The organism is Streptomyces sp. NPDC047043 (assembly GCF_040644055.1).
Lineage (GTDB): Bacteria > Actinomycetota > Actinomycetes > Streptomycetales > Streptomycetaceae > Streptomyces.
This window is the reverse complement of the sequence record NZ_JBEYVO010000084.1, coordinates 1-7934: the sequence shown is the minus strand read 5'-3', so window position 1 is coordinate 7934 and position 7934 is coordinate 1. Positions and strand designations below refer to the sequence as shown.

Genomic DNA, 7934 nt, shown 5'->3' with positions numbered 1-7934 from the left:
CTCACCGCGGCCCAGCACTCCGGCGACGTCCTGGAAGCCAACGCCGTGATCATGGACGCATACAACACCGACGTACGACCGCTCCTCGCCGAAGTGCGGGAAGAGATGGGGCTCGACCCCGATCCGATCGCCGCGTATCGGCGGTCCGGGTGGGCCGAAAAGATCGTTGCGGAGCGGGTCGGTGGGCAGCAGGCTGGGTGGGGGGCATAGCCGGTTCTCGTCTGCCGGGTTCTGTTGGTTGCAGGCTGGCGGCCGTTTGTGGCTTGTCGCGCAGTTCCCCGCGCCCCTGATGGGGCGTGGGGACCGGTGTGTCGGGGGGCGGACGTATGCATGACTTGGGCGGTCACATCGCTGAGGCGTATTCACTCGGTGCGGGGGCCTGGTCGGTCGCGCCCGTTGCGCGGGGAGCGTTGGGGCAGATCTGGAAGTTGTCCGGGGGCGGGTCTTCCTGGGCCGTGAAGGAGCTGCTCTTCGGGTGTGACGAGGAGCAGGTGGGGCGGGAGGCCGGGTTGCGGCGGGCCGCCGAGGACCTGGGGATCGCGTCGCCCCGGCTCATGCCCAACCGTCACGGTGCGTACGTCTCACGGCTGAGCGCCGCTTCGGGCGAGAGCTGGGTGAAGTTGTACGACTGGATCGACGGCACCACGGCGGACGCCTCCGATCCGGAGATCCTGGACTGGTTCGGGCGGACCATGGCCCTGCTCCACCGAGCGGGTGAGGGGGCCGGGGAGACGCCGGGTCCCTGGTACACGCAGTGTCCGCGGGATGCCGATTGGAAGGACCTGCACGAGAAGGTTCGGTATGCCGGCCTGCTCTGGTCGGACGAGCTGGGGCGGTTCATCGACACGTCGGCGGCGGAGCTGGGGCGTTGGGTGACGTCGGTCGATCCGGTGGATGTGGTGACGTCCCATCTCGATCTGCAGCCCCAGAACGTTCTGGTCGGCCGGGACGGGCCCGTCCTCCTGGACTGGGACAACGCGGGGCCTGCCTCGGCGGAGCAGGAGCTCGCCCGTGCGGTGTACGTGTGGTCGGGCGGCAACCAGATCGACATGGATTCCGCGCGCAGAGTGGCGCGGGCCTACCGCCGAGCCGGAGGACGTGCCGTCATCGCAGGTCCGCAGTCGTTCGCGATGCTTTTCGCGACGGCCTTGAACTTCATCCGCGTGCAGGCCGAGTGCGCGATCGACCCGACCGTGACGGCCGCGCAGCGCGAGTTCGCGAGCGATCAGGTGGTGGCCTCGTTGCGCACGGTTCCCGCCATGGCGACCGTTTCCCAGCTCACCGCCGCACTCGAGACGGTGTGGTGAGCGGCCGCGAGCGATCAGGCTTCGCCCACGTCGAACGAGTCGTGGACGGGGGCGCGTCTCCACCGCCACCACGTGTCTCTGCGGAAGGCCTCCGCGCGTTCCGCGGGCGACATCGCCTCGGTCGCCGCAGGGTCGGCATACATCAGCACTACGCACTTCATGCGACCACCCCGGCGTCGGTGAGCACCGATGTCGCCGCGCGGACCAGCGCGGCCGTGGCCGTCGAGCGGGACTGTTGGGGCCAGGCGATGGACAAGGTTGCCGGTGGGGTGTCCGGGAGTCGGCGGTAGACGACGCCTGGGCGGGGGTAGCGGGCGGTGACGGATTCGGGGAGGAGGGTCACGAGCTCGCCCAGGTCGACGAGGGTGAGCACCTGGGACAGGTCGGTGAGGCCGTGGCGCTCGACCATGGTCTCCAGGTAGTGGGGCAGGCCGTCGAGGCGGCCGGGTCCGACGCCGGGGATGCCCAGGTCGGCGAGGGTGAGGTGGTCGCGGGCGGCCAGGGGGTGGGTGGCCGGGAGGGCGGCCAGGCGCGGTTCGACGGTCACCGTCTCGGCGTCCAGGCCCGTGCGGTCGAACGGTTCGTAGATCAGGGCGGCGTCCGCCTCGCCCTGGCGCAGCAGGCGTGCCTGGTCGCCCCAGCCGGACAGGCGGATCGTGACCGGGAGGGCGGCGGGCTCGGTCGCGTAGCGGGCCAGGATGGTGTCCAGCAGTCCCCCGTCGCCGTCGGCCTTGATGACCAGGACCAGCTTCGCCTCGGGGGCTGCGGCGCGCTGTGCTCGGCGTCCGGCCGCCTGCAGGGCGTCGAGCGCGATCCGGGCCTCGCCGAGCAGGACCGTGCCGGCGGGGGTCAGCCGGACGCTGTGGGTGGTGCGCTCGAAGAGGGTGACGCCCAGGTCCGCTTCGAGTTTGCGGATGGCGCGGGAGAGGGGCGGGGCGGAGATGCCCAGCCGTTCGGCGGCGCGGGCGAAGCTGAGTTCTTCGGCGACGGCGACGAAGTAGCGCAGTGATCGGGATTCCACGACCCGGCACCTCCGTTCGGTATTACCCAGAGGGTAACAAGCGGGATCTCGGTGATCCTTCCGTCTTCCAGTGACGCATCGCAGGATCGAAGCATGCGGTTCCCCGGTCCGTCCCACAGCGGCCGAAGCGTCTCAACCGCCTTCCCAGCGAGCCCACTTGGAGCGTTTCCATGCTTGTCATCACCACGCCCACCGGTCAGATCGGACGGCAGGTCGTCGACGGTCTCCTCGACGGGGACGAGCCGGTCCGGGTGATCGCTCGCGACCCGTCGCGGCTGGCCCCGGCTGTGCGCGAGCACGTCGAGGTCGTCGAGGGGTCGCATCGTGACCTCGACGTCGTCATGCAGGCGTTCGCGGGTGCGGATGCAGTGTTCTGGGTGGTGCCGCCCGACCCGAACGCACAGAGCGTCGAGGGCCACTACGTGGACTACACCCGGGCGGCATGCCGGGCGATCGTCAGCCACGGCGTCAAGCGGGTGGTCGCCGTCTCGACCATGGGCAGCGGGATCCAGAAGAACGCCGGGCACCTGTCGGCGTCGGTGGCCAAGGACAGGATGTTCCAGGACACGGGGGTGAGCTTTCGGGCCCTGCAGCCGCCGGCCTTCATGGACAACCTGCTCCGGCAGGTCGAGTCGATCAGGAACCAGGGCGCGTTCTCCTGGCCGTACCCCGGGGATCGTGTGCTCGCGAGCGTCGCCACCCGCGACATCGCGGCGCAGGCCGCCGAGCTGCTGCTCGACGACTCGTGGAGCGGGCAGGACGGGGTGCCGGTCGTGAGCCCCGACGCCCTGACCCCCGACGGAATGGCGCGGGTCGTCTCCGAGGTGCTGGAGCGGCCGGTCACCTACCGGCAGGCCGACCTCGAGGCGTACCGGGCGACGGCGCTGCAGTACGGGGCGAGCGAGGCGTGGGCGCAGGGCCTGATCGACATGGCCGTCGCCCAGAACGCCGGCGCCTACGACGAGCAGCACCGCTCGTCGAAGCCCGCGCCGACCGGGTTCCGCCAGTGGTGCGAGGAGGTGCTCAGGCCGGCCGTCCTGGCCTGAGCACCTCCCTGGGCCGGCTACTCCGCGGCGGCGAACGGATGCCGGATCGCGGCCGGCGGCCAGGCGGGCGCGGTGTACGGCCTGCGGAACGTACGGCGGCCAGAGCCGACCTCGAACGGCTCGCCGTCGCCCGGGAGTTGGACCTCGGCCCGGGTGTTCGGCGGGACGAGGACCTCCACCACGAGCGTGTCGTCCTCGATCCGCCACCCCGCCTCGGCACGGCCGTACGGCGTGTCGTGCGTGGCCTTGACATGCGCCAGGTCGCCGCCGGGCACGGGCGCGATGCGCAGTCGGCGCCAGCCCGGTTCGGCGGCTTCGAGGCCGGCGACCGTGCGGTGCAGCCAGTCGGCGACGGCGCCGAGGGCGTAGTGGTTGAAGGAGGTCATCTCGCCCGGGTTGATGCTCCCGTCGGGCAGCATCGAGTCCCAGCGCTCCCACACCGTCGTCGCCCCCATGCTCACCGGGTACAGCCAGGACGGGCAGCCCTGCTCCAGCAGCATCCGGTACGCCAACTGCGGTTCCCCGCCCGCGCACAGGGCGTCGCAGATCAGCGGCGTACCGGCGAATCCGGTGGCGATCCGGAAGTCTGCCTTGCGCACGATGAAGGCCAACCGCTCGGCGGCACCCTGCCGTTGCCGGTCCGTCGGGAGCAGTGCGAAGCACAGCGCCAGCGCGTACGCGGTCTGCGCGTCGCTCGACATCCGCCCGCCCGGGGTGACGAACTCGTCGGCGAACGCCGCCCGCACGGACCGTGCGAGCTCCTCGTACCGTACGGCGTCGTCCTTCTCCCCCAACAGCCTTGCCGTTTCGGCGAGTACGTCGGCCGATCGCGCGACGTAGGCGTTGGCGACCAGGTCGCCGTCGGTGCGGGCGGCGCCCGGGTTCTCGGGCGGGGCGGCCGGGTCGAGCCAGTCGCCGAGCTGGAAGTCCTGCCGCCACAGGCCGCCACCCTGTTCGGTGAGTTCGGCGGCGACCTCCACCCAGGCGCGCATGCTCGGGTACTGGGCGCGCAACACCTCGGTGTCACCGAAGCGTTGGTACAGCGTCCACGGCAGCAGCACCGCGACGTCCGCCCACACCGCGTGCGGGGTGCCGCCGAAGTCGAAGGGCAGGACGTCGGGCACGACCAGGGGCGGCACGCGGTCGGCCCGGGCGAGCTGCTCGGCCGCGAGGTCGCGCAGCCAGCCGCCGAGAATGCCGGAGCAGTCGTAGAGGAAGGAGGCGGTGGGGGCGAAGACCTGGATGTCGCCGGTCCAGCCGAGGCGTTCGTCGCGCTGGGGGCAGTCGGTGGGGATGTCGAGGAAGTTGCCGCGCATGCCCCAGACGACGTTCTCGTGCAGCCGGTTGACGAGCTCGTGCGAGGACTCGAACCATCCGGTGCGGGTCATGTCGGTGTGCAGGACGACGGCCTCGATCGCGGACGGATCCAACTCGCCCGGCCAGTCGGCGACTTCGGCGTACCGGAAGCCGTGGACGGTGAAACGGGGTTCGTACGTCTCCACGCCCTGCCCAGCGAGCGTGTAGGTGTCGGTGGCTGCCGCGTGACGCAGGGGCCGCACGCCGAGTTCGCCGTTCTCCAGCACTTCCGCGTGCCGCAGGGTGATGGTGTGCCCGGCCGGGCCCGACACCCGGATGCGCAGGCGTCCGACCAGGTTCTGGCCGAAGTCGAGGACGGTCCTGCCGGAGGGTGTGGTGATGACGTCGACGGGGGCCAGGGTCTGGGTGCGGCGCACGGGCGGGCCGGTCGGCGCCACCAACTCGGCCACAGGGAAGGGGAGTTGAGTGACGGACGGCCAGCCGGAGGTGTCATGGCCCGGCTCGGACCAGCCGGGGCGGGCCGACCGGGCGTCGTACGCCTCCCCGTCGTAGAGCTCGGAGCGCAGGATGGGGCCCGTCGTGGCGCGCCACGGCTCGTCGGTGCCGATGGTGGTGACGGTGCCGTCGGGGTGGGTGACCTCCAACTGGGCAAGCAGGGCGCGGTGTTCGCCGTAGAGATTGCGCCGGCCGCCGCCGAAGCCGAGCCGGCCGGTGTACCAGCCCTCGCCGAGGAACGCACCGATCGCGTTGTCGCCCTCGCGGAGCAGGCCGGTGACGTCGAAGGTCTGGTAGCGCAGGCGGTGCCGGTACGCGGTCCAGCCCGGGGCGAGGACGTGGTCGCCGACCCGGCTGCCGTTGATCTCGGCCTCGTAGACGCCGTACGCGGTGATGTACAGGCGAGCGGAGGCGACCGCCTTGCCGAGGGTGAAGGTGCGCTGGAGCAGGGCCACCGGGAGCGGGGCGTCGGCCGGTTCGTGGTCGGGGGTGACGGGTCGGGCGGTCCAGTCGGTACGGGCGAGCAGTCCCGTCTCCGCCCAGGTCACCGGTGACCAGTCGGACGGCTCGGCGCCGCCCTCGCCCCACACGCGGACGCGCGCCCCGACCCGGCTGCGGGACCCGAGCGGCTCCCCCGGCCACGCCACCAGCACCGAGTCGGCGCTCTCGACGCGCCCGGTGTCGGCGAGGACGGTGCCGTCGGGGCGGATGATCTCGATCCGGTACGCCTCCTGCGTCCAGCCCGGCGTGTCCGTCTCGGTGCGCCAGCTCAGGCGGGGGCGGGGCTCGCCGATGCCGAGCGGTTCGCGGTGGTGTTCCAGGACAGGTGCGGTGACCTTCAACGGACGGGCTCCTTCTCCAGGACGACGGAATCGGTCACGGCACGGCCTTGCGGGGCGATGCTGCGGACGATCCACACACCGATCAGACCGGACACGGCCACGCATGCCGTGGTGATCCACAGCACGGCCGCGCCGCTGGCCGCCATGAGGGCGGGGGTCGCGAGGCCGGCGAGACCGCAGAGCGCGCGGCTCAGGCCGTAGGTCAACCCCTGTGTGGTGGCGCGCAGTTCCTCGGGGAACGCCTCCTGGGACCAGACCTTGTAGTTGGCCTCGCCGGCGAACTGGTTGACGACGTTGTAGAGGAGCATGAAGAAGATCATCGCCGCGATCACGGCGCCACCGGTGGCTGCGGCCACCGCGAAGGCCAGGACCTGGAGCGCCGCGCAGATGTGGAACAGCCGGTCGCGCCAGGGGGTGTCGGCGAGACGCACGAAGGCCAGTGAGCCGACCAGGCCGATGGGGAGACCGACCAGGCCGATCCCGGTGGCCAGCGTCTGGGAGGCGCCGCTGACGGTGGTCAGGAAATAGGTGCCGTACTGGCCCATGGTGTTGGCCGCGAGGTTCCAGGCGAGGTAGAAGCCGCCCGTCGCGAGGAGCGGGACGAGGATCGGCTTGGCGCCGAGGCGGCGCAGCGCCCCTGTGTCGATGCCCTCGCCACCGCCGCCGCGCTCGGCGTCCTCCAGGACCGGGGAGAGCCGCATGCGGTTGCGCAGCACCCAGCTGACCAGGGCTACGACGGCGAGGTGGGCGAAGAGGAGCTGGGCGGAGAGATAGCCGAGCGTGGAGGTGCCGAAGCCGATCACGATCGCGGCTGTGATGCCGACGACCCACATGGTCTGCGTCGCGCCGATCAGCCGGCCGCGCACCGAGCGCGGGGAGTGCTCGGAGACCATGGCGAGCGAGGTCGGCAGGTCGGCACCGGCCGCGAGACCGCCGATGATCATGCCGGCGAAGAGGAAGGCGCTGTTCGGGGCGAAGACCAGCACTGCGGCGCCGATGGCGTAGACGAGGATGTCGATCCCGTAGATGCGCTTACGGCCGAAGCGGTCGGCGAGGCGGCCGCCGACGAGTGAGCCGATGGCAATGGAGAAGGTCAGCGACGCGCTCAGCGCGCCGAGCCCCCAGGACGAGAGGTGGAAGCGGCTCTGCCACAGGCCCAGGGACAAGCCGGAAGAGACGATGATGCCCGAGTCCAGGTAGGAAGCCATGCCGGACAGGACGGCCAGGCGCCACTGGGCGCGGGTCACTCGGGGCTTGGCGGGCCCGCTGGAGATGGCGTCGTTGCTCATCAAGGCGGCCTTTCGGAGCGGGGATTGGGGACGGAGGGACTGGGTGACGCATCATTGGTGACACGTGTAACCATCCCTGGAATGAACCGTGAAACGTTTCACGGCATCGTGAGGCCGGTTCGCCGCCCCGTCAAGGGGTTCGGGCGCGGTTGGCATCACTTCTCACGGATCGACCCGGAGGCAGGCGCGCCGACATCTTGACGCCGTCGCGGCGCTGGAGCTAGGTTCCCTGAAACGATTCAAACAGCGTTCAGAGGTGGTCATGCCAGACCCGTCCGCCGTCAAGGCAGCACTCGCGGCCCAGAAGATCGAGACCCCTTCGTGGGCCTACGGCAACTCCGGCACGCGATTCAAGGTGTTTGCCCAACCGGGCGTCCCGCGCGATCCCTGGGAGAAGCTGCAGGACGCGGCGAAGGTGCACGAGTTCACCGGCGTGGCACCGACGGTTGCCCTGCACATCCCGTGGGACAAGGTCGACGACTACGGCAAACTCGCGGCTTTCGCACGGGAGTTGGGGGTCTCGCTCGGGGCGATCAACTCGAACACGTTCCAGGACGACGACTACAGGCTGGGCAGCATCTGCCATCCGGATGCGGCGGTGCGGCGCAAGGCGCTGG

5 protein-coding genes and 2 pseudogenes are annotated in these 7934 nt (G+C 71.0%); 4 read left to right on the top strand and 3 right to left on the bottom strand.

Annotation, left to right across the window (positions count from 1 at the left end; translation table 11 throughout):
• Together ABZ880_RS54285 and ABZ880_RS54280 are read left to right on the top strand one after the other, a co-directional pair.
• Positions 1–210 (top strand): annotated as a pseudogene (locus ABZ880_RS54285) (rhamnose isomerase); the annotation flags it as partial.
• 116 nt (positions 211–326) lie between these two features.
• Positions 327–1307, top strand: a complete 981-nt coding sequence (locus ABZ880_RS54280; RefSeq protein WP_361279390.1) for an aminoglycoside phosphotransferase family protein — start codon at positions 327–329, stop codon at positions 1305–1307.
• Between the two features lie 157 nt (positions 1308–1464).
• Here the strand turns inward: ABZ880_RS54280 and ABZ880_RS54275 are convergent, their stop codons facing one another.
• On the bottom strand, positions 1465–2328 hold the full coding sequence (locus tag ABZ880_RS54275; protein WP_361279388.1) for a LysR family transcriptional regulator: 864 nt from the start codon (positions 2326–2328) through the stop codon (positions 1465–1467).
• Positions 2329–2498: 170 nt separating this feature from the next.
• Between ABZ880_RS54275 and ABZ880_RS54270 the strand changes: the two genes are divergently transcribed.
• Complete coding sequence (locus ABZ880_RS54270; RefSeq protein ID WP_361279385.1) at positions 2499–3374, top strand: NAD(P)H-binding protein; 876 nt, start codon at positions 2499–2501, stop codon at positions 3372–3374.
• Positions 3375–3391: 17 nt separating this feature from the next.
• Here ABZ880_RS54270 and ABZ880_RS54265 read toward each other — a convergent pair whose 3' ends face one another.
• Complete coding sequence (locus ABZ880_RS54265) at positions 3392–6028, bottom strand: glycoside hydrolase family 78 protein (RefSeq protein ID WP_361279383.1); 2637 nt, start codon at positions 6026–6028, stop codon at positions 3392–3394.
• The gene (locus ABZ880_RS54260; protein WP_361279381.1) at positions 6025–7317 is read right to left on the bottom strand and encodes an MFS transporter; all 1293 of its coding nucleotides are present in this window, start codon (positions 7315–7317) and stop codon (positions 6025–6027) included. The genes ABZ880_RS54265 and ABZ880_RS54260 overlap by 4 nt, the downstream gene beginning before the upstream one ends.
• A 262-nt stretch (positions 7318–7579) precedes the next feature.
• On the opposite strand from ABZ880_RS54260, the pseudogene ABZ880_RS54255 reads away from it, so the two are divergent.
• Positions 7580–7934, top strand: a pseudogene (locus ABZ880_RS54255) (rhamnose isomerase); the annotation flags it as partial.